At 72.5% G+C, this 19,974-nt stretch carries 17 protein-coding genes; 4 read left to right on the top strand and 13 right to left on the bottom strand.

Translation table 11 applies throughout. The annotated features are described in order from the left end of the window. The first annotated feature begins 228 nt into the window (after positions 1 to 228). Positions 229 to 1,539: a Ca2+-dependent phosphoinositide-specific phospholipase C gene (locus ACQPZA_RS05195; RefSeq protein WP_433278837.1), complete on the top strand. Its 1,311-nt coding sequence runs from the start codon at positions 229 to 231 to the stop codon at positions 1,537 to 1,539. A 443-nt stretch (positions 1,540 to 1,982) separates the two neighbouring features. Further along, on the top strand, positions 1,983 to 3,323 hold the full coding sequence (locus ACQPZA_RS05190; RefSeq protein WP_169397717.1) for an ABC1 kinase family protein: 1,341 nt from the start codon (positions 1,983 to 1,985) through the stop codon (positions 3,321 to 3,323). A gap of 493 nt (positions 3,324 to 3,816) precedes the next feature. Here the strand turns inward: ACQPZA_RS05190 and ACQPZA_RS05185 are convergent, their stop codons facing one another. From ACQPZA_RS05185 to ACQPZA_RS05175, 3 genes are all read right to left on the bottom strand, one after another. Further along, entirely contained in the window at positions 3,817 to 4,194 is a 378-nt protein-coding gene (locus tag ACQPZA_RS05185) for a WhiB family transcriptional regulator (protein ID WP_407692225.1), read from the bottom strand. Positions 4,195 to 4,298: 104 nt separating this feature from the next. Further along, complete coding sequence (locus ACQPZA_RS05180; protein WP_169397716.1) at positions 4,299 to 4,505, bottom strand: hypothetical protein; 207 nt, start codon at positions 4,503 to 4,505, stop codon at positions 4,299 to 4,301. A gap of 115 nt (positions 4,506 to 4,620) precedes the next feature. Beyond that, a complete protein-coding gene (locus tag ACQPZA_RS05175) occupies positions 4,621 to 6,705 on the bottom strand; it encodes an ATP-dependent DNA helicase UvrD2 (protein WP_433278834.1) in 2,085 nt (694 codons plus the stop codon). A 55-nt stretch (positions 6,706 to 6,760) separates the two neighbouring features. Here ACQPZA_RS05175 and ACQPZA_RS05170 point away from each other — a divergent pair, with 55 nt between their 5' ends. After that, entirely contained in the window at positions 6,761 to 7,009 is a 249-nt protein-coding gene (locus ACQPZA_RS05170) for a mycoredoxin (RefSeq protein ID WP_169397714.1), read from the top strand. 73 nt (positions 7,010 to 7,082) lie between these two features. Here ACQPZA_RS05170 and nudC read toward each other — a convergent pair whose 3' ends face one another. The 7 genes from nudC to ACQPZA_RS05135 form a co-directional block, all read right to left on the bottom strand. Next, positions 7,083 to 8,081 (bottom strand): NAD(+) diphosphatase, encoded by a 999-nt coding sequence (nudC, locus tag ACQPZA_RS05165; protein WP_433278832.1) that lies wholly within the window; start codon positions 8,079 to 8,081, stop codon positions 7,083 to 7,085. Then, positions 8,078 to 9,505 (bottom strand): M16 family metallopeptidase, encoded by a 1,428-nt coding sequence (locus ACQPZA_RS05160; protein WP_433278830.1) that lies wholly within the window; start codon positions 9,503 to 9,505, stop codon positions 8,078 to 8,080. Before ACQPZA_RS05160 ends, nudC begins: the two co-directional genes overlap by 4 nt. Further along, a complete protein-coding gene (locus ACQPZA_RS05155) occupies positions 9,502 to 10,794 on the bottom strand; it encodes a M16 family metallopeptidase (RefSeq protein ID WP_433278828.1) in 1,293 nt (430 codons plus the stop codon). The genes ACQPZA_RS05160 and ACQPZA_RS05155 overlap by 4 nt, the downstream gene beginning before the upstream one ends. 9 nt (positions 10,795 to 10,803) lie before the next feature. After that, positions 10,804 to 11,910: a hypothetical protein gene (locus ACQPZA_RS05150; protein ID WP_433278826.1), complete on the bottom strand. Its 1,107-nt coding sequence runs from the start codon at positions 11,908 to 11,910 to the stop codon at positions 10,804 to 10,806. Between the two features lie 57 nt (positions 11,911 to 11,967). Further along, positions 11,968 to 12,813, bottom strand: coding sequence for an SDR family NAD(P)-dependent oxidoreductase (locus ACQPZA_RS05145; RefSeq protein ID WP_433278824.1), 846 nt, complete (start codon positions 12,811 to 12,813; stop codon positions 11,968 to 11,970). Between the two features lie 140 nt (positions 12,814 to 12,953). After that, entirely contained in the window at positions 12,954 to 14,216 is a 1,263-nt protein-coding gene (locus ACQPZA_RS05140; RefSeq protein WP_433278822.1) for an aldehyde dehydrogenase family protein, read from the bottom strand. Positions 14,217 to 14,295: 79 nt separating this feature from the next. Further along, positions 14,296 to 15,420 carry a cobalamin-independent methionine synthase II family protein gene (locus tag ACQPZA_RS05135; RefSeq protein ID WP_433278821.1) on the bottom strand — a complete coding sequence of 375 codons (1,125 nt, stop codon included), beginning with the start codon at positions 15,418 to 15,420 and terminating at the stop codon, positions 14,296 to 14,298. Between the two features lie 58 nt (positions 15,421 to 15,478). Here ACQPZA_RS05135 and ACQPZA_RS05130 point away from each other — a divergent pair, with 58 nt between their 5' ends. Next, entirely contained in the window at positions 15,479 to 16,840 is a 1,362-nt protein-coding gene (locus tag ACQPZA_RS05130; RefSeq protein WP_433278819.1) for an MFS transporter, read from the top strand. An 80-nt stretch (positions 16,841 to 16,920) separates the two neighbouring features. Here ACQPZA_RS05130 and ACQPZA_RS05125 read toward each other — a convergent pair whose 3' ends face one another. From ACQPZA_RS05125 to ACQPZA_RS05115, 3 genes are read right to left on the bottom strand one after another with little or no spacing between them, the layout of a single operon-like run. After that, positions 16,921 to 18,291 (bottom strand): aldehyde dehydrogenase family protein, encoded by a 1,371-nt coding sequence (locus ACQPZA_RS05125; protein WP_433278817.1) that lies wholly within the window; start codon positions 18,289 to 18,291, stop codon positions 16,921 to 16,923. A 30-nt stretch (positions 18,292 to 18,321) separates the two neighbouring features. Next, positions 18,322 to 19,017 carry a hypothetical protein gene (locus ACQPZA_RS05120; protein WP_433278815.1) on the bottom strand — a complete coding sequence of 232 codons (696 nt, stop codon included), beginning with the start codon at positions 19,015 to 19,017 and terminating at the stop codon, positions 18,322 to 18,324. Between the two features lie 51 nt (positions 19,018 to 19,068). Next, positions 19,069 to 19,923, bottom strand: coding sequence for an exodeoxyribonuclease III (locus tag ACQPZA_RS05115; RefSeq protein ID WP_433278813.1), 855 nt, complete (start codon positions 19,921 to 19,923; stop codon positions 19,069 to 19,071). Positions 19,924 to 19,974 lie beyond the last annotated feature (51 nt).

Genomic DNA, 19,974 nt, shown 5'->3' with positions numbered 1-19,974 from the left:
TCGCCGCGGGGTAGGCGCGCGGAGCACCGGTGCCGGTGATCGGTCCGGAACAGCGAATTATTCATACTCAACAGATTTGTCGGAATTTCCCGATTCATCGACGATGGACAGATCTGGTTCGTCCAGTGTTCAGCGGCGGACCACTCGATCGAGTGAAGACGCTGGAATCTTGGGGCCGCACCATTCGCCCACTTTATGGAGACCTGCGTGCGTCTACTCTCGCGGTCCGTGTTGGTCATTGCCGTCACCTCGGCGCTGATCACCCCGATCGGAATCGCCGCTGCTGCCACCCCCGTTCCCCCGAACACTGGTGGGAATTCGGCTGCCCCCGCTCCTCCGACCGCTGGAGTGGATACGCCCACCCCCGTTCCCCCGAACAACGACACAGATTCGTCCGACGTCGTTCCCCCGAGTATCGGGAATTCACCGACCCCTGTTCCACCGCCTACCGACGTCGCCGCGGGCGTGGGCCACGACAACCAGGTCCGGATCAACCAGATCCAGACCGTCGGCACCCACAACAGCTTCCACGTGGAGATCACCGACCCGGAGAAGGCCATCCGGGAGCAGGCCCAGCCCGGCTCCGGCACCGGTGGCGAGGAGTACTCCCACGCCCCGATCCAGCAGCAACTCGACGGCCAAAAGGTTCGTAGTCTCGAGTTTGACCTTGCCCAGGATCCCGATGGAGGCCGGTTCACCAATCCGATCCTCCGCCAGATCTCGGGCGAAGGACCGTGGCACCCGGAGGTGATGAACAAGCCCGGCATCAAGGTCCTCCACGAGGAGGATGTTGATTACCACACCAGCTGCCTGACCTTCGTCGACTGCCTCAAGCAGGTCAAGGACTGGTTGGACAAGAACCCCAACGCCGTGCCGATCACCATCCTGCTGCAGTTCGACCAGGGCAACGGCCCGAACTTCCCGGGCCACCCGACACAACCGATGCTGCCCTGGGCGCACGACAGCTTCACCAATGCCGAGCAGGAAGTGCTGTCGGTGTTCCCCCGCGACCGCGTCATCACGCCCGACGACGTCCGCCACAACGGGATGACCTTGCGGGACTCAGTCCTGAAGTACGGCTGGCCGACCCTGCGCGACGCCCGTGGCAAGGTCATGTTCGCGATGGACAACCTCCGGCCCGAGTACCTCCAGGGCAACGACCCGAGCCTCGCGGGCCGGCTGTTCTTCACCAACGCCCAGGACAACGGCGACAAGCCGGACGCAGCCTTCATGATCCGCGACGAGGCGCCGCAACTGCACGACACGATCATCGACCTGGTCAAGCAGGGCTACATGATCCGGACCCGGGCGGACGCGCCCACCGGCGAGGCGCGCTCCGGCGACCCCACGCGTCGCGAGGCCGCGCTGACCAGCGGCGCCCAGGTCGTCAGCACCGACTACCCGGTTCCCGGGATGGCCGCCCGATTCGGCTCGGGCTACTACGCCTCGCTCGCCGGCAACACGGTGGCCCGATGCAACCCCATCAACGCGCCTGCCACCTGCAAGGATGCCGACCTGGACAAGGCCGGACAGCACTGACGCGTCTGGCGTGAGGTCCTCCACAGCCCGCCCCGTACGGTGATCCGTTGAGGGCGGGCTGTCGGAGGTGTCCTCTCGGCACCCGGATCGCTGGGCAGCCGTTTCCGCAGCGCCCCGGCCCTTTCCTCGACGGCCGGCGAGATCCCGGTGATCTCGTCGCCGCCCCGACCGCCCGTCATGTGATGGTGCGGTCAACGGACCTCCACCACGGCCCAGCCGTGTTCGGCCGCGAGTGAATCCGCGTTCGTGACCGAAGGCAACATGCGCGCAAGGGGGAGATCGGGACACAATCAGGGGGTGAAGGAGCCCGCAAGCCCGCCATCGGACGGTGCACGGCCCGACCCACCGACGACCATCGACAGGGATGCCACGGCCGGCGAGCGTTTCGCGTCGGCGATCCCGCCGCTCGCCACGGCGGCACCGCACCCCACAAAGGAAACAGCGTGACCGACATCCCGCGGCGTACGGCTTCGCGCACGGCCAAGCTGGCCAGTCTCCCGCTCGGAGTTGCCGGGCGAGCCGCAGCCGGATGGGGCAGGCGGCTCGTCGGAGGCGACGGCGAGGAGATCTCGGCCCAGCTGATGGCCAAGAGCGCCGAGCAGCTCTTCGCCGTGCTCGGCGAGCTCAAGGGCGGCGCCATGAAGTTCGGCCAGGCCCTGAGCGTGTTCGAGGCCGCCATCCCCGACGAGTACGCGGCGCCGTTCCGCGAGTCGCTCGTCAAGCTGCAGTCCGCGGCCCCACCCATGCCCCCTGCCGACGTGCACCGGATGCTGGCCGAGCAGTTCGGCCGGGGCTGGCGCAACCGGTTCCAGGACTTCGACGAGACACCGGCCGCGGCCGCGAGCATCGGCCAGGTCCACCGCGCGATCTGGAAGGACGGGCGCGAGGTCGCCGTCAAGGTGCAGTACCCCGGCGCGGAGGAGGCGCTGCGCTCCGACCTGCGGCAGCTGTCGCGGATGAGCAGGCTGATGCAGCCGCTGGTGCCGGGCCTGGAGATCAAGCCACTGATCGCCGAGCTGCGCGACCGGATGGAGGAGGAGCTCGACTACCGCGACGAGGCCGAGAACCAGCGCGCGTTCGCCTCGGCGTTCGACGGCGACGACAAGGTCAAGGTGCCACGCGTGGTGGCGTCGGCCCCGCGGGCGATGGTCACCGAGTGGGTCACCGGCCGGAAGCTGTCGGACGTCATCCGGGGCGGCACGCAGGAGCAGCGCGACAAGGCCGCCGCCCTGCTCGCCGAGTTCCACTACTCCGCGCCGGCCCGGGTCGGGCTGCTGCACGCCGACCCGCACCCCGGCAACTTCCAGGTTCTCGACGACGGCAGGCTCCTCGTCATCGACTACGGCGCCGTGGCGCGCCTGCCCGAGGGTCTCCCCCGGCCGCTGTCGGTGATGGTCCGGCTCGCGCTGGAGGACAAGCCGGAGGAGCTCCTCACGCTGCTGCGTGACAACGGGTTCGTGCGGGCCGGCTCGCCACTGCGCGCCGAGGACGCCGTCACCTACCTGGCACCGTTCACCGAACCGCTGCGCACCGACACCTTCCGCTTCAACCGGCGGTGGCTGCAGCGGCAGGCCGAACGGGTGGGGGACCTGCGGAGCCCCGACTTCAACACCGGTCGCGAGCTCAACCTGCCGCCCCAGTACCTGCTCGTGCACCGCGTCACGATGGGCACGCTCGGTGTGCTGTGCCAGCTCGACGCCGATGTGCCGCTGCGCGGGATCGTGGGGCACTGGCAGCCGTGGATCTTCGACGCCGAGGACGAGTCGGCCGGCCGCCACCTCTGAACCCGGCCCCGGTCCCGCTGATCGTGGCGTGGAGCGGGCCGGGCCGGGTCCAGAGGTGGGTTCGGTATCGGAGGCCGACGGCGCCCCGGCCGATGGCCGGTCGACCGGGGACGTCGGTTACTTACCTGTTCTCTTCGTCGGCACCGCTCATACGGCACGGAGCCCGTTCACCGCGGAACGGGAGTGCCCGTGCAGCTGAGCCGCGCCTGCGCTCGCCCGTGCACGGGTCGCGCGCCTGTCGGCGAAGCCGGCGAGCGACGCCCACCGGCGGCCCGCCGTGAACCGGCGGGCCAGTGTGTAGTGACGGGCTGCCTCTTCGGCTTCCCGCTGTCGGGATCTGGCCAGGGCTTCGTGGAGCAACATCTGGGTTCCCTCTCGGTGCAGGACCATGGATCGCGGCTGGGTGGGAGCAGCCGTCGGCGGGTTGAAGTCGGTCATCGGAATCGGTCTCCTGTCGGTGTGGCCCTCGAAGGGCCGACGGGTGGGGCGTGGATCAGGCGGACACGGCCGCGGCATACTCGCGGTCGCGGGCCAGTGCAGCCTTGCTCGGACGGCCACGGGGCCTCTTGCGCGGGATGACTGCCCCGCGCAAGAAGATCTCGCCGCCCCAGACACCCCACGGCTCCTCACGGCGCACCGCGCCGGCCAGGCACTCGGCCTGGATGGGGCAGTGGCCGCACAGCTCCTTGGCCCGCTCCAGCTCCGCAGGAGCCTCGGCGAACCACAGGTCCGCATCGCCCGAACGACACGGAAGGTCCAACCCGGCGCGGGGAGCCGCGTCGAGGAGGGACCCCAGACCGGTGACCGGGTCGCCACCGAGCTGGTCGGGACTGATCGCTCCGCCGTCCAACGGAACTGATCGGACTAACACCTCTACCTCCTGAGTGATGTGGTCAGGCAGGACAAACAAAAAGGCCGCGGATCCCGGTGTGGGTCCGCGGCCTTGGTTCTTCGGGCCGGTGGCGAGGTCGCCGCCTAGGTTGGGCGACACTCCACTTCGGACACACCTGTGCTGTTATCGGTGACGCTGACGCCCTTGATCACGAAGGCACCGAGAGCCGTGCCTGCCGGTCGCTTCTGCCACACGTGCGCGTGGCGCGGGGAGCCGACCGTCGCGATACCGGACTCGACGCGCACGCGGGCGCCGTAGATCCCGGAGATGGGAAGCATCATCGTGATCACAGGACACCCCCTTCGCGTGAGGTCGCAGCAGAAGACGGGCTGATGAGGACCGTCGACGGATACGTTAGAGACACCCGGACAGACCGCACAACTGATTTACGGGGAACTTCTCGGATCAACTATCAGATACATCCGGGTCGGTGACCAGCGCCAGCACCGCAGGCCCGTAGCGGTCGAGCTTGCGCGCGCCGATACCCGGGATCCGTACCAGTGCCGCGTTGTCGGCGGGCCGCTGCTCGGCGATCGCCGTGAGGGTGGCGTCGGTGAAGACCACATAGGCCGGAACCTGCTGTTCCTTGGCCTCCTCGCTCCGCCAGCCGCGCAACCTGTCGAGCAGCTCGACGTCCACATCGGACGGACAGTCGGCGCACCGGCGCATCTTCAGCGCGTCGGCGCCCATCAGCGGGGAACCACAGACACGGCAGCGCGGCCGCGGGCCACCGCGGCTCGACCCGTTCGCTATCCGCGAAGCCGCGTGCTCCTCCGGAATCAGCCCGTAGAGGAAGCGGCTCCGCCGCCTGCGGCGCGGGCCACCCGGCTGCCGGGACAGCGCCCACGACAGGGCGAGCCGGCGCCGGGCCCGGGTGATCCCGACGTAGAGCAGCCTGCGCTCCTCCTCGATCGCCTCGTCGTCGCCGTCGGCGTGCTGGATCGGGAGCGTGCCGTCGACGAGCCCGACGAGGAACACGACATCCCATTCCAGGCCCTTCGCGGCGTGCAGTGACGCGAGCGTGACGCCCTGCACCGTGGGAGGGTGCGCGGCGTCGGCCCTCGTCTCGAGCTCCGCGGCGAAGCGGCGCAGATCGGCCTCGGGCTCCACCGCCACGAGCTCCTCCGCGAGCTCGACGATCGCGAGCAGCGACTCCCACTGGGCCCGCTGCGCGGCACCGCCGGGCGGCTCCGGGGTGAGTCCGACGGGAGCGAGGACGGCGCGCACGGCGTCGACGAGCGGGGTGCCGTCGTCGGGCCGCCCGGAGCCCGCGGAGCGCAGCACCGTCATCGCCCGCCGGACCTCCGGCCGGGAGAAGAACCGCTCCCCTCCGCGCACCTGGTAGGGCACGCCGACCTCGGTGAGCGCCTGCTCGTAGACCTCCGACTGCGCGTTGATCCGGAACAGCACCGCGATCTCGGCGGCCGGGGTGCCGTCGGCGACCAGCCGCTTGATCTGCGCAGCCACGGCGGCGGCCTCGGCCGGCTCGTCGTCGTGTTCCGAGAAGTCGGGTTCCGGCCCGGGTGGGAGCTGCCCGACCAGCTGCAACCGGCTGCCGGCCACGCGGCCGCGGGCCGAGCCGATGAGCGTGTTGGCCGCCGCCACGACCTGCGGGGTGGACCGGTAGTCGCGCTGCAGCCGCACGACGGCCGCCTCCGGGAAGCGGCGCGGGAAGTCGAGCAGGTAGCGCGGGCTGGCGCCGGCGAACGTGTAGATCGTCTGGTTGGCGTCGCCCACCACCGTGAGGTCGTCGCGCTCCCCGAGCCAGGCGTCGAGCACGCGTTGCTGCAGCGGCGTGACGTCCTGGTACTCGTCCACGACGAAGCAGCGGTAGCGGTCGCGGAACTCCTCGGCCACCGCGCCGTGCTCCTCCAGCGCCCCGGCGACGTGGAGCAGCAGGTCGTCGAAGTCGAGCAGCTCCGCGCGGTTCTTGAGCTCCTCGTAGCCCGCGTACACCGTGGCCACCTGCTCGGCGGGGCCCGGGGTGTCGCGGCGCAGCTTCGCGACCGCCGCCGGGTAGCCCTCGGCGGTGACGAGAGTTGCCTTCGCCCACTCGATCTCGCCGGCGAGGTCACGCAGCGACGCCGCGTCGGTGCCGGCCTTCGCACGCGCCGCCGCCTGCCCGACGATCCGCAGCTTGCCCTCCAGCAGCTGCCACTGGTCGCCGCCGATCACGCGCGGCCAGAAGTAGCGCAGCTGGCGCAGGGCCGCCGCGTGGAACGTGCGGGCCTGCACGCCCGCCACCCCGAGCGTGCGCAACCGCGTGCGCATCTCCCCTGCCGCGCGCGCGGTGAACGTGACCGCGAGGACCTGGCCCGACGCGACGTGGCCGGTACGCACGAGGTGGGCGATGCGCCGGGTGATGGTGCGCGTCTTGCCGGTGCCGGCCCCGGCGAGCACGCACACCGGGCCCCGGGGTGCGGTGACCGCGGCGAGCTGCTCGTCGTCGAGGCCGGACTCCGGGGCGTCGGGGACGAGGCGAGCAGTCACCTGACCATCCTGACACCCGAGGAAGAGAAGAACGCCGCCGGTCGTTGAATCGACCATGGCTGACGTGACGATGTACTCCACGACGTGGTGCGGCTACTGCCGCCGGCTCAAGCTGCAGATGGACCAGGCCGGCATCCCCTACGACGAGGTCGACATCGAGCGCGACCCCGAGGCGGCCCGTTTCGTGGAGGGCGTCAACGGCGGCAACCAGACCGTCCCCACCGTCGTCTTCGCCGACGGAACGGCACTGACGAACCCGCCGTTCGCGGTGGTGGCCGAGAAGGTGGCGGACCTGGCGGCCTAGCCACACCGCACACATCAGGTGGCCACCGTGCACACATCAGGACGTGTGCACGGTGGCCACCAGCCGTGTGCGGTCAGTCGAGGGCGGCCCAGGACTCCAGCATCGAGCGCGCGATCGACACCCGGCCGGGCAGCAGCAGGGGACGCGCGCCCTGCTGCCCGTCGGCGGCCCAGTCGCCGTGGTCGAGGGCGGCGCGCAGCTCGGCCCGGCGCACCCACATCGCCTCGGCGATCTCGCCGTCAGCAGGTACCAGCGGGACGTCCGGGTCGGCCTCGGCGTGGAAGCCGACCATCAGCGAGCGCGGGAACGGCCACGCCTGGCTGCCGAGGTAGCGCACCGAGCGCACGGTGGCGCCGACCTCCTCGTGGATCTCCCGCAGCACGCACGCCTCCAGCGACTCCCCCGCCTCGACGAACCCGGCGAGCACCGAGTAGCGCCCCTCCGGCCACGACGGCTGCCGGGCGAGCAGCACGCGGTCGGCGCCGTCGTGCACCAGGCAGATGACGGCGGGGTCGGTGCGGGGGTACTCCTCGTGCCCGTTGGCCTCGCAGTGCCGGTGCCACCCGGCCTGGCGCGGGTGCATCGGGGAGCCGTCACGCGCGCAGAAGTGGGCGGCGTCGTGCCAGTTGAGGACGGCGACCGCGGTGGTGAGCAGGCCGGCGCCCAACGAGTCGAGCGCGGCTCCGGCCATCCGCAGGTCCAGCCAGCGGCTCGGGTCCTCGCCCGCGTCCGGGTCGGGCTCGCCGCGCACCCCCCAGTACGCGACGCCGTCGCCCTCCCCCAGCAGCACCGCGCCCTCCGACGGCACGTCGCCCGTGGTGGGCCGGGTGTGCAGGCGGGCGCCGCCGCCGGTGACCGCGTCCCAGGTGGCGTCGGAAGGCCCGCCGTCCCAGTCCACGGGCGTGCGGCCCCTGGCGTCGACGACCACGAGGCGAGCCTGTGGCCACCCCTCGATCTGCCGCGCGGTGTCGTTGCGCAACGGCTCGTCGCGGAGCACGGCCGAGCGGGAGAGCACAGGGGGAACCAGCAGCGTGAAGTCGAGCGCGGATCCGACCGCGCAGGAGCCGCTCACGGGCCCGTGATTCCGCCGAGGGCCCGCACTCCGGCCCCGATCACGTCGGCGTCGCCCACGACGACGCCGGTGAACGCGGACGGCGCGAAGAACTCCAGTGCCACCTCGGCGACCTGCTCCGTGGTGACCGCCTCGAGCCGCGCCGGGTGGGCCCGCAGCCAGTCGATGCCGAGCCCGTCGGCGGCCAGCGCCGACAGCGAGGACGCGAGGCCGCCCTGGCTGTCCAGGGAGATGAGCAGCGAGCCCACGGCGTAGCTGCGCGCGGCCTCGACCTCCGCCTCCGTGGGGGGAACCGCGGTGAGCCGGCCCAGCTCGTAGCGGGTCTCGAGCAGCGCGGCCGCGGTGACGTCGCTCGCCACATCGGTCTCGACGCCGAGCACCGCGCCACCGGGCACGAACTCGACGCCCGAGTGGGCACCGTAGGTGTAGCCCTTGTCCTCGCGGATGTTCTCCATCAACCGGGAGGAGAAGTAGCCGCCGAACACGAGGTTGGCCAGCTGCAGTGCCGCGTAGCGCGGGTCGTGGCGGCGCAGCGCGGGCGCCGAGAGCCGCAGCTGCGACTGCACGGATCCCGGCCGGTGCACCAGCTGGAGGTCGCCGGGGGAGATCGCGGGCGGCGGGGACAGCTCCCGGGCCGCGACGTCCGACGTCCAGCCCCCGAGCGCCTTCTCGACCTGGGCGATCGCCGCGGCCGTGTCGATGTCGCCGACCAGCGTGAGGATGGACCCCCGCGGCACGAGTGCCGCGGCGTGCAGCGCCCGGATCTGGTCGGCCGTGACGGCGGCGACGTCGTCCCCGGTGGGCATCTCGCGGGTGATCGGGTGGTCGCCGAACCGCTTGCGCTGCAGCGCCTCCCTGGCGATGGTGCGCGGCTGCGAACGGGCCACCGAGATCCGCTCGATCAGGCGGTCCCGCTCACGCGCGACCTCGGCGTCGGGATAGGTGGCCGAGGTGATGACGTCCGCGAGCACCGAGAGGAGGTCGGGCAGTCCCTCGGCGAGCCCGTGGCCGCCGATCTGGAGCCGTTCCGGGTCGACGCTCACCCCGAGGTCGGCGCCGACGGCCGCCATCTCGTCGTCGATGCCGACGCGGTCACGGCTCGTGGTGCCGGTGAGCAGGGTGGACGACAACAGCTCGCTCACGGCGGAGTGCTCGGGCTCGTCGCCTGCGAACGGGACCCGCAGCCGCAGCTCCACCATCGGCACGCCGGGGCGGTGGGCGACGAGCACCCGCAGCCCCGAGTCGAGCGTGTGCTCCTCCACGTCGGGGAGCGGGACGGCGCGGGTGGGGCCCAGCGGCGGCAGCGGGCGCGGCCCGGCTTCGGTGCGGCCGATCTCCTCGGCGCTGCGGTGGCGGGGGTTCTCACCCGGAACGGCGTTGCCGGGAGTGTGCTGCCCTGAGGTGTCCTGGCTTGCGGTGGTCATTCGTTGCCCTCCTGGGGGGCGGTCGGCTCGACGAGCAGGACGCCCCGCCCGGACGAGCGCAGGCTCTCCGCCGCGGCGCGGACCTGCTCCGGTGTGACGGCGGCGAGCCGGTCGGCCAGTTCGACGGCGATCTCCGCCCGGCCGTAGAGCAGCTCGCGGGCACCGAGGCCGAGCATCCGGTACATCACCCGGTCGTTCTCCTGGTGCAGCCCGGCCGACCAGCGGGCCACCTGCCGGGCGAGCTCGTCGGCACTCGGGCCCGCGGCGGCGAGCTTGTCGAGCTCTTCGTCGACGGCGGCGAGCACGCGGTCGGGAGCGACCGCGGCGGGGTGCACGGCGGTGATCGTGAACGTGTCCGGGTCGCGGGCGTCGAGCGGGCCCATCAGCCCGGCGCTCGCCGAGATGTCGGTGACGAGCCCGTCGGCGTGCACGAGCCGTCGCTGCAGCCGGGCGGCCTCGCCGTCGGCGAGCACGGAGGCCAGCAGCGCGTGGCCGAGGTAGCCGTCGAGGTCGGCCGCGGGGTCGGGGAGCCGGTAGCCGAGGGCGAGCGCGGGCAGCGGCGCGTGGGCGTCGGTGACGGCCTGGCGGCGGTCGGCGGTCGGCAGCGGCTCCGCGAACGACGGCCGGACGGGCGCCGGGCGGGCCGGGATGTCGCCGAAGTGCTTCTCCACGAGCCGCAACGTCTCGTCGACGTCGAGGTAGCCGGCCACGGTGACCTGCGCGTTGGCCGGTGAGTAGAAGGTGTCGAAGAACGCCGCGGCGTCGTCGAGCGAGGCCTGCTCCAGCTCGGAGAAGTCGCCGTAGCCGTTGTGGGCGTTGGGGAACGTGTCGTAGAGAACCGGCGGCAGCAGGATCCAGGGGAAGCCACCGTAGGGCCGGTTCAGGACGTTGAGCCGGATCTCCTCCTTGACGACGTCCACCTGGTTGCGGAGGTTCTCCTCCGTGAGCTTCGGTGCGCGCAGGCGGTCGGCCTCCAGGAACAGCGCCCGCTCCAACGCCGCCGCGGGCAGCACCTCGAAGTAGTCGGTGTAGTCCTGGTGGGTGGAGCCGTTGAACACTCCGCCCGAGCCCTGCACGTGCCGGAAGTGCGCCAGCTTCTCCAGGCTCTCGCTGCCCTGGAACATCAGGTGCTCGAACAGGTGCGCGAAGCCGGTGCGCCCCTCCGGCTCCGATCGGAAGCCGACGTCGACGTGCAGCGCGACGCCGACGACGGGGGTGGCGGGGTCGGGGACGACGAGGACCCGCAGGCCGTTGGCCAGCGTCGTCCTGTGTAGTTCTACGGCAGGCACGACCCGAATCTAGCCCGAGGTGGCGGCGGCCCGCTCGGAACCGGTCGACTCCCCCGCGATGATCGCGTTCGGCAGCATCAGCGCCGCGAGTGTCCAACCCAGCAGAGCCACGATCACCGGCATACCCGTCCAGAACTCCACGACGGCCGGCAGCGCGCCCTCGACGAGGGACGCAGCCCCGAGGTAGACCGCCCAGGTGACGAGCGGCGCCGCAGCACCGAAGATCCAGAAGGCGGCCCGCCGGTCGGCGCTGGGCCGCAGCCATACCGCGAGCAGGTCGACGAGAACACCGGCCACGACGATCGCCAGCGGGAGGGTGATCAGCTCGAAGCCCATGAGGACGGCGGAGATCAGCGCCGCGATCGTGTAGGCGATCGTGGCCGTGCCGAACGGCAGGTGCCAGCGGCGGGCGATCACGAGCAGGGGCGCGAGCAGCACGAGGTTGGTGAGGACGATGCGCGTCGCGAGTGTGCCGGGGCCATTGTCCCTGACGCTCGAGAACATGGCCACGACGTTGCGCGAGGAGAACAGCAGCGCGTTGCCGTAGGTGAGGAACAGCAGCACGAGGCTCGCGGCGAACGACAGGGTGAGCACGGAGGGGAGCAGCGCCCGCAGCGACGGACGCGCCGGGAGGTCGGGATCGGCCCACGCGGCGCGCAGCGGGCTCGTCAGGATGACGACCATGGAGCCGATGAGGCCGAGGTGGCTCGGGCTGAAGAAGATGTCGGTGGTGGTCTCGATGCCGATCACCTCGTGCCACACCAGGTCGATGCCGCCCGACACCGCGAACACCGGCAGGGCAACCATGGTCATCCCGTAGCCCGCCGGCACCGCGGCGACCCCGCGCCTGCCGTGGCGGACGTGGGTCCACACCGTCCACAGGATCCAGCCGGCCGTGGCCGCGAAACCGCTGTAGAAGACGGCGTGCCACGGGGTGAAGAAGCTCTCGAGCTGGGGAAAGTTGGCGTGCGCGTAGGCGTCGAGGAACAGCCCGAGCGTGAACCACACCGACAGCACCGTGGTGACCACGTTGGTGCGCAGGGACGCGCGTGGGCGCGTCTCACCCGAGTTGCGGAACAGGTACCAGGTCGGCTGCGCCCCCACCGTCGTCGCCATGTGGTCAGCTTGGCAGCAGTGCGGTTGATCCGGTATGAGGGTTTCCCGAGTGTTCGGTCACGATACGTCGAATTCCCGGCTCGTCGCGGCCCAGTCGTCGAGCTCGCGCAGCCGCGTCGTGTGCGCCTTGCGGATCTCGGTCTCGGCCGTGCTGCCCAGCGCCAGGTGCAACGGAGGCCGGTCGGCGTCCACCACGCCCAGGACCGCCGCCGCCACCCGGGCCGCGTCGGGCAGCGACTCCGGGCTCGCCGCACCCAGCGACTGGAGCAGGGCCCCGACGGTCTGGTCGTAGTCGGGGATGGACTCGGCGAGCACGGCGTTGGCCACGAACGGGGTGGCGAGCTGAGCGGGCTCGATCATGGTGCAGCTGATCCCCAGCGGAGCGAGCTCGATCGCCAGCGCCTCGGTGAGCCCGCCGACCGCGTGCTTGGTGGCGGCGAGGATCCCGCAGCCGGGCCAGGCCATGTGCCCGAAGAGCGCCGACATCTGCACGACATGGCCCGCTCGTTGCCGCCGCAGCACCGGCAGGGCCGCGCGCAGCACGTTCAGCACCCCGTGGACGTTGGTGTCGAAGAGCTCCTTCGCCTGCTTGTCCGTGGTCGCCTCGACCGCGCCGAACAGCCCGTACGCCGCGTTGTTGACGACCACGTCGATCCGGCCGAAGGCGTCGACAGTCCGCTGCACTGCGGCCCGGGCCGCCTCCTCGTCGCGGACGTCGAGCTCGGCGACGACCAGCTGGTCGGGGAAGCGTCCGACGAGGTCCGTGAGGGGTTCGGTGTCGCGGGCGGTGGCTGCCACCCGGTCACCGCGTTCGAGCGCGGCGACCACCAGCGCGCGGCCGACACCGGATGACGTCCCGGTGACGAACCAGGTGCGGTGGGCCGAGCTGTCGACGTCAACCATGTGTGATGCCTCCCGAGACGCGGCGAGTTACCCACCCGAGCATCCCCCTCGGCCCCCACCCCCGTAGTTCAGGAAAGCCACTTTGCTGCCCTGAGAGGGCCTGAAAGTGGCTTTCCTGAACCTGCCGAAGCCCGGCGGGGTCAGGCCGGCGGCAGCACCACGAACTGGCGCAGCGACAGGTCGAGGTAGGTCACCGGCCCGCGGGGGCCCGGCGTGTGGTCGACGTTGATACCGGTCTCGGGCAGGCCGAGGAGCTTGTAGCCGTCGAGCAGGCGGGTGGTGGCGTTCCAGAACACGCCCGTGCCCGTGTAGGCGTCGATGAACGCCTCGGCCGCGGTGCGGTCGGACGCGCAGACCGTCGCCGCCAGCCCGGACGTCTCCCGGGCGGCGATGAGCGCCGCGTCGACCGGGCCGTCGACCGTGGCGACGGTGACGTGGGCCTCGGCGCCGGAGTCGAGGGCCCACTCGTGGCCGAGCCGGTGGGCGTGCGGCGGGAGGCTCGGGGTGATCTCCCTGGCCAGCAGGGCCGCCTCGGCCACCGGCCAGAGCCGGTCGTAGGCGGGGCGGTCGATCAGCAGCAGGTTGAGCCGGTTGCAGACCCCGAGCCGGTCGGTGCTCTCGGTGACCAGCCGCGTCACGTCGGCCTCGACGGCGCTGGCGTCGAGGTAGAGCACGCCGCCACCGTCGGCGTGGGCGAGCACCCTGGTGCCGGCGGCCGCGCCGAGCGTCGACAGCTTCCGGGTGACCTCGCCGCTGCCCCGGACCACGACGAGCGGTACGAGGTCGGGCAGCCCGACCAGCGCCTCGGCGCCGGCGTGCCCTGGCGTCGGGACGAGCTGCACGGCGGCCGCCGGAACACCGTGGCGCTCCAGTGCCGGCGCGATGACCAGGTCGACGAGGGCGCGGGCGGAGCCCAGCGCGGCCGACCCCGTCCGCAGGACCGCGGCGCTGCGCGCCTTGAGCACCTGTGACGCGACGTCCACGGTGACGTTCGGACGGGCCTCGAACACGGCACCGATGACACCGACCGGCACCCGCCGCTCGAACACGCGCTCACCGGTCGGCAGCGTCCGCACCTCACGCTGGAGCGGCGGCTCCGGCGTGGCCGCCAACACCTCGAGCTGGGTGGCGACGTCGGCGAGCCGCTCCGGACCGAGGCGCAGGCGGTCGAGCAGCCCGGGCGCCATCCCGGCGCGCTCCGCGGCCTCGACGTCGGCGGCGTTGGCCGCGAGCAGGTCGCCGGTGCGCTCGCGGATGAGCTGCGCGGCCGTCCGCAGCGCGGCGTCGACCGCGGCGCCCCCCGCGGCCCGGACGCCCGGCGCAGCGGCGGCGGCTCGCTGGGCGGCCTCCCGCACGGCGGTGGCCTCGGGGGTCGTGGTCTGCGCGGCGGTGCTGGTGCTCACGGGGAAAGGTTGCCACGCACGCCCGTCGCACCGCGCACCGATACGCACTGCCGACCGTCCTTGATCGCGGAGCAGTGCCCTATCTGCTCGCCAGTTCCGCGCCCTCCACCAGCGAGCGGAGCTTCGCCCACGCGATCCGCGGGTCCACACCACCCTCCCCGACCGCGACCGTGGCGAGCCCGCAGTCGGTGGCCGGCAGTATGCGGTCCGGGCCGACGAGCCGCGCGTAGTTGCCGATCCGCTGCGCCACCAGCTCCGGGTGCTCGACGAAGTTGGTCGTCGTGTCGATCACACCCGGCATGATCACCCGGTCGTCCGGCAGCGCGACCTCGTCGAACACCGTCCACTCGTGGCCGTGGCGCGGGTTCGCACCCTCGAAGGAGATGGTCCCGGCCCGGGCGGTGAGCACGATGTCGAGCACGTCACGCAACGCGACGTCGCGGTGGTGCGGACCCTCGTAGTTGCCCCAGCACATGTGCAGCCGCACCCGATCCGGTGGCACGTCGCGCAGTGCGCGGTTCAACGCCGCCACGTTCTCCTCGACGAGACCGCGAAACGCGCGCAGGCCCTCGGCGTCGTCCGGGAACTCGGCACGGGAGGCCGCGAGATCGGGACAGTCCACCTGCAGCACCAACCCGGCGCGGTGGACGGCGTCGTACTCGGTCTTCATCGCCTCGGCCAGCGCGGTGAGGTAGGCCGTGCGGTCGCCGTAGTGCTCGTCGCGCATGAACATCGCGATGACGCCCGGCGATGCGGCCGTCAGGAAGGCCTCCTGGGCACCGGCGTCCGTGGCGGCAGCCTGCAATGTCGTGATGTCGGCCTCGACGGCGCCCGTGTCCGGGTAGGTCACGTCCCCGCGGCACACGGGAATCCGGACGTCGCGGAAGCCGCCGCGCCCGGCCAGCCGCTCGGCGTACTCGGGGAAGCCGTCGAGAGCTGGGCTCGGACGTGGCCACGGCGTCTCGACCGGCTCGAACCCCGTGAGGCGACCCCGCACGTAGGTGACGTAGCTGATCTTGGCGAGCTCTCCGTCGTTGACGACGTCCAGTCCCGTCTCCACCTGCCGCCGCACACAACCGGCCACGGCGTCGCGCACCGCGTCCGGGTCGAGCGGAGAGCCGCCGCGCTCCCGCTCGGCGATGGCCGCCACGATCGGCGCGGGCCGCGGCAGGCTGCCGGTGTGGGTCGTCCTGATCCGCTCCATCCGTTCCCCCTCGAACCGAGTTGACCTGAACCCGTGGTGAGGTTGCACCATCTTCGGCGTGACCGCAGCCGCCGCGCCCACCGCCGTTCGCACCGAGCTGTTCGGACCCGACCGCCGCGCCACCACGATCGGCATCGTGCTGCTGATCAGCCTGGTGGGGTTCGAGTCGATGGGCGTCGGCACCGCGATGCCGGCGCTGGTCGCCGACCTCGGGGCGGTGTCGCTCTACGCGTGGCCGTTCGTCGCGTTCATGGCGGCCGCCGTGTTCGCCACGGTGCTGGGCGGGCGGTGGTGCGACCGGGCCGGTCCGCGGATCCCTCTTGTCGGGGCACCGCTGCTGTTCGGCATCGGGCTGGTCGTCGCCGGGACGGCCGCGGGGATGCCCCAGCTGCTGCTCGGGCGCGTGCTGCAGGGGCTCGGCGCGGGAACGCAGGCGGTCGCCGTGTACGTGCTGGTGGCAGCGGTCTACCCGGAGCGGGCCCGCCCGGCGGTCTTCGGGCTGATCTCCTCGGCCTGGGTGCTGCCCGCGCTGCTCGGACCGCCCGTCTCCGGCCTGGTGACCGAGACGGTCTCGTGGCACTGGGTGTTCCTCGGGCTGGTGCCGTTCGTGGTGCTGGCGGTGGGTCTCGTCGTTCCGGCGGTCCGCAGGCTGGGACCGCCGGACGCGCACCGTGAGGTCGCCCCGCCCCGGCGCGGGCTGGTGGCCGCCGCGCTCGGCGCCGCGGTAGGGGTGGCCGCGCTCAGCTGGGCGTCACAGCAGCGTGGCGTCGTCGCCGCCGTGGTGGCCGGGGTCGCGATCGTGGTGCTGGCACCGGCATTGGTGCGCTTGTTCCCCCGCGGGGTGTTCCGCGCGGGACGCGGGATACCGACCGTCGTGCTCTCCCGCGGGCTGCTGGCCGGGGTGTTCTTCACCGTCAACGCGTACCTGCCGTTGATGCTCAACGGCACCCACGGCTGGTCGCTGGCGATGGCGGGCCTCCCGCTGATCGTCGGTTCACTGGGCTGGTCGGCGGCGTCGGCGTGGCAGGGCAGGCACCCCGACCTGCCTCGCGCCCTACTGCTGCGCATCGGGTTCTGCGCGCTCGCCGTCGGGACGGCGGGCATGCTGCTCGTGGCCCCGGGATGGGGCGTGCCGTGGCTGGCCCTCCCGTTCTGGGTGGTGGCGGGCCTCGGCATGGGGCTCGGCTTCTCCTCGATGTCCTTCCTGCTGCTGCAGCAGTCGGGGGCGGGCCAGGTCGGGTTCCACTCCTCCGCCGCGCAGATCGCCGACCAGCTCACCACCGCCGCGATGATCGGGGCGGGCGGCGCTTTCCTCGCGCTGCTCGGCACCCCGGCGGCCGCGCTCCCTGTGTTGGTCGCGCTGCTGACAGCGCTGGCCGTCACGGGCGCCGTGGTCGCCGCCCGCACGACGCCCGCCTGACGCCTCCCCCAGGCGCGGCATGGACACGTGACGCTGTTCGAAGCGACTTCTCACAGCGATATGTGTCCATGTCGCGCCGGTCAGTGGGGCGCGGGCGGCGGGGCCAGGTGCACCACCTTCACCGCGGTCATCTCGTCCAGGAGCTCAGGGCCGAACCCGAAGCCGGAGCCGCTCGCGCGCCGGGGCTGGGACGCGCCGCCCGGGGCGCCACCGAACACTTTGTTGATCTTCACCGTGCCGACGGGGAGCTCCCGCCACGCGGTCTGGGCGTGGGCCATGTCGGCGGTGAGCACCGTGGCCGCGAGCCCGTAGGTGTCGTCGCAGGCCTCGCGCAGGGCCTCCGGGAAGTCCGGCACCACCTGCACGGGGGCGACCGGGCCGAACGTCTCCTCACTCATCACGGCCATGTCGGGCACGCACCCGATCAGCACCGTCGGCGGGTAGAACGCCCCGGGCCCGTCGGGGATCGCCCCGCCGGTGAGTGCGCGGGCCCCGCCCTCCAGCGCGCCGGCGACGTGCCCGTCGACGTGCCGGCGGTGCTCGCGGTCGACGAGCGGTCCGATCCGCTCGGCCCACTCCTGCGCCTCCCGCGTCAGCGCGGCGAGGAACGGGTCGGCCACGGAGGCGTGCACGTAGATCCGCTCCACCGCGACGCAGATCTGGCCGGCGTTGGCGAACGCACCGAGGGCGGCCTGCGCCGCGGCCCACTCCGGGTCGACGCCGTCGTCGACGATCAGCGGGTCGTTGCCGCCGTTCTCCAGCAGGGCGCGGGCGCCGGTACGCGCGCAGGTCGCGGCGATGGACCGGCCGGTGGCGGTGCTCCCGACGTGCGCGACGACGTCGACGGGGGCCTCGGCGAGCAACGCGCCCACCGCCCCGTCCCCGTCGACGATCTCCAGGACGCCACGAGGCAGGTGCTCGGCGACGATCTCGGCGAACCGCCGTCCGGTCTGCGGGCAGCGCTCGCTCGGCTTGTGCACCACGGAGTTGCCGGTGGCGAGCGCGGCGCCGATCAGTCCGGCGGCGACCGCGACCGGGTCGTTCCACGGCGTCAGCACGGCAACCACACCGCGCGGCTCCGGAACCATGAGGTCGGTGGCGTCCCACGCGCCGTGCAGGCTCCGGCCGCGGTGCACCGGGCCGAGCTCCGCGTACTGCACGAGGGTGCCGACCCCGGCCTCGACGCCGCCCCGGGCGTCGTCGAGAGGCTTGCCGGTCTCCCGCGCGTTGAGCTGCGCGAGCTCATCGGCGGCAGCCCGCACGGCGGCCGCGGCCGCGTGCAGAGCCGCGCCGCGGTCGGCAGCCGGCGTGCGCGCCCAACCCGGGGCCGCGGCCCTGGCCGAGGCCACGGCCTCGTCGCAGCGCGGCGCGGACGCGACCGGGGTGCGCCCGACCAGCTCGCCGGTGCGGGGGTCGAGGACGATCAGTTCACGGTTCTCCACCAACGTCACGACGGAGCAGTACCCCGCAGCAGGGCTCGATCATCCCTGACGGGGCGGGTCACCCTGCCGGGGCGGCCACCACGGCCCGGGACCGCCGGATCGGGGGTCACCGGACGGCGGCGGGAACTGCGGCCACGGACCGTAGGGCCCCGCCGGCGGCCCGGTGGGTGGATCGTCGGGACGCACCATCAGGAGCGGGACGGCGACGAGCGCGACCATGGCGGCTCCGAGCAGGAGCCAGGCGCCGGGTCCGTAGCCGACCGTGGGGCGGAACCCGCTGTCGATGCCGCCCTCTGCGGCCGCCCGCGCATTGCTCGCCTGGGTGGTGAGCTCGATCCAGATGATCCAGATGCTGCCCCCGAGCAGCCCCGCCGACACGACCCCGAGCATCCGGGCGGGCACGTGGTCACCCGGCCTGCGGGCCGAGAGCAGCAGCAGGATCGCAGCGACCACCGCTGCCCCGGCCGCCACCACGAGCGGAATGCCGAGAGGGGCGGCCGCCGCCACGGAGGTGGGCGCCTCGGGGGGCGGATCGATGCCGACGCCCCACGCCGTGGTGACGACGACCGTCGGACCGCTGAGGCTGAACTCGTAGCGACGGACCGACAGCGCCAGGAAGCTCCCGCCCACCGCGAGCGCCGCGGACACCACCAGCAGCCCGGCGGCGATCAGCCGGGGCACCCCTGGTGCCGCATCCGGCGGGCCGAACTGTGGCTGTAGGTGCACCCCCGACATTCGATCGAGTGTGACAGCCGGAACGAACGCCGCAAAGCACGCGGCGACGGGCTACTTCCGGTGGGGCAGCTTCGCGGGCGTCGACGGCGGGGGCACGACCGGACCGATGTCACCGTCCGGTGCGGTGTCCAGGTCGACGATCACCGGGGCGTGGTCGCTCGGCCCGGTGCCCTTGCGCGCCTTGCGGTCCACCCACGCCGCCTGCACGCGACCCGCCGGATCGGCGCCTGCCAGCACCAGGTCGATGCGCATACCGAGGTCCTTGTGGAACCGGCCGGCCCGGTAGTCCCAGTAGCTGAACACGCGGTCGGCGGGCCAGCGGTCGCGCACGACGTCGTGGAGCCCGAGCCCCGTGATCTCGGCAAGCGCCTTGCGCTCGGCCGGCGTCACGTGCGTGGAGTCCACGAACAGCGATGGGTCCCACAGGTCCTCGTCGGTGGGCGCGATGTTCACGTCCCCGGCGATGACGGCGGTGGCCGGCGTGGTCACCGACTCGCGCAGGGCCCGGAGCCACTCCAGCTTGTACAGGTAGTGAGGATCGTCCGGTGCGCGGCCGTTGGGCACGTACACGGACGTGACGCGCAGGCCAGCGCAGGTGGCCGTGATCGCGCGGGCCTCGGCGGGCGAGTCGGGTGCCGGGAACCGTGGCTCGTCGGGCAGCCCGCGCACGACGTCGTCGAGCCCGACGCGCGACAGCAGCGCCACCCCGTTCCAGCGGCCCTCCCCGTGGTGCGCCACCGCGTACCCGCGCTCGGCGAGCGGATCCGTGAACGTCTCGGCGAAGGCCTCGTCGGAGAGCTTGGTCTCCTGCAGGCACACGATGTCGGGAGCGCGCTCGTCCAGCCACGGCAGCAGCCGGGGCAGCCGGGAGAGGGCCGAGTTCACGTTCCATGTAGCCAGACGCACCTCAGGGAGGCTACCGTGATCGAGTTTGTACGATGGCCGAACAAAGGGGTT

Source organism: Pseudonocardia xinjiangensis (genome assembly GCF_050948425.1).
GTDB lineage: Bacteria > Actinomycetota > Actinomycetes > Mycobacteriales > Pseudonocardiaceae > Pseudonocardia > Pseudonocardia xinjiangensis.
The sequence above is the reverse complement of the archived record's forward strand: the minus strand, read 5'-3'. Positions and strand labels throughout refer to the sequence as shown.